The organism is Ammoniphilus soli (assembly GCF_040813775.1).
The window spans coordinates 1-1,891 of record NZ_JBEGDL010000112.1 but is presented as its reverse complement, the minus strand read 5'-3'; the positions used below and the strand labels follow the sequence as shown (position 1 = coordinate 1,891).

At 42.3% G+C, this 1,891-nt stretch carries 2 protein-coding genes and 1 pseudogene; 2 read left to right on the top strand and 1 reads right to left on the bottom strand.

Features of this window, described 5'->3' with window-relative positions:
• On the bottom strand, window positions 1-976 hold a 976-nt coding region (locus ABLT31_RS38485), incomplete at its 3' end, for a BCCT family transporter (protein WP_367760993.1).
• A gap of 258 nt (window positions 977-1,234) precedes the next feature.
• Between ABLT31_RS38485 and ABLT31_RS38480 the strand changes: the two genes are divergently transcribed.
• Window positions 1,235-1,594, top strand: a complete 360-nt coding sequence (locus tag ABLT31_RS38480) for a hypothetical protein (RefSeq protein ID WP_367760992.1) — start codon at window positions 1,235-1,237, stop codon at window positions 1,592-1,594.
• Between the two features lie 99 nt (window positions 1,595-1,693).
• Window positions 1,694-1,891, top strand: a pseudogene (locus ABLT31_RS38475) (protein CysJ); the annotation flags it as partial.

Genomic DNA, 1,891 nt, shown 5'->3' with positions numbered 1-1,891 from the left:
ACGCCCAGTAGAATAGCGTCCATCCCGCAATCCATGTATCATCGCGAAACGGTTCCAAGCGAAGGCTCATGGAGATAATGTTGTTGATATAACTTCCCGTTGTGTTCACTAAAATCTTGAATATTTGTGCCGTGGGACCAACAAATAGTAAGAGCAGCATGAGGGCTAGTGCAAGAATCATGTTCAGGTTAGAGAGGGTTTTTATTCCCCGGTCCACACCGCTCCAGGCCGTATAGATATACAAAACGGTGACGGCAACAATAATCCCGATTTGCAAAGATATGGTATTCTCTAAGCCAAAGAGGAAACTCATCCCGCCTGAGATTTGCATCGTACCCAGTCCTAATGAAGTGGCTACACCGAAAACGGTTGCAAATACCGCCAGAATATCGACCGTCTTTCCTATCGGCCCATTGACTCGTTCCCCCAAAAGGGGATAGAAGGCAGAGCTAATCAGGGCAGGCATTTTCTTCCTGAACTGAGCGTATGCGAGGCTGAGAGCGATTACAGTATAAATCGCCCAAGGGTGCAATCCCCAATGCAAAAACGTATATCGCATGGCAACCGCCGCTGATTCGGCCGTGGAGCCTTCTCCTATGGGAGGAGTTGTATAATGAAAGACCGGTTCTGCCGCTCCCCAAAATACTAATCCAATTCCCATACCTGCGCTAAAAAGCATGGCTAACCAAGAAGCTGTACTGTATTCTGGCCGATCCGCATCATCGCCCAATCGTATGCTCCCATACCTGGATAGCATTAGAAAAACGGAGAAAAGAAGAAAAAGCATGACGGCGGTCAGATAGAACCAACCAAAATAATCTATGGTAGTACTTAGGAATGCTGATGCTGCATCTGCTAGCTTTGTATTAAAGAAAATACCCAATAAGATAAATAGACTCGTAAACAGCAAAGACACTACTAAAACCGTTTTTTCCCGAAAGACTTTGGCCATCGTCCCTTTTCCCCCTTTAGTCATTCAATGGATCATCCTGTACAAGGATGGAAGGAGAAGGTCACCTGCAGTTTCTTCGAATCCCTTGATATCCGATTCTCTTCACCCCTTTCCTGATATAAATTAGATTTGTCTGTACCCATATTCAAGATTGTAACATAATCATGATTATATAACAATCTAGATAATTAAATTGTTTTGAAAATTTTAAAAAGTATTTGACAAAAAATGTTGTGTGCGATTAATATATAATCATGATTATAAAAATGGTGGTGGAGGTTTATGAATAAAGGGATGCAATCACATCATCACGGGATAAACACGATGTCTCTACTATATGATTATCATTGGTCTATGGAATTGCTGATTAAAGTGAAGGACCAACTAGAGCTCTCGGTTCATTATCTGAGAGATCATCTGGCAAAGGAAAGATGCGCTTGCGGGGACATCGAGGAAGATGTTCAATTTTACACCCTCCTTCTTGAGGAGATTAAAAAGGCAATCGAAGCAAAGGATTACTCAGCCGTGCCTTGGGTACAAGAACAGCTCCATTCCTATGTTTCTGAGCGCTATAGTGTTCATCCGTGCATCTCATGGCTGCTTGATTTTCACCACCTTTGGGTTTTTGATGCTAAATTATAAACTTTTATTCTCAATCATTGGCAGTGGGCCTACGGGACTGTTTATGGCTTCTTCTGGGGGAAAGTTATCCTAAATCTATATAAACATGATGGGGTGAAGATGATGCAACATACTGCAGTTAAAACGGTGCCAACAACATTTTCAAGGCTAAATCCATTTCACGCGATAGTTCTCAAAAATGTAAATTTAAATGGAGCTGGCTCTAGTAAAGAAACGAGGCATATCGAGCTTTCACTAAAAGGGTCCGGACTTTCCTATGTCCCAGGTGATGCCCTTGGTATTATTCCTTCAAATGAT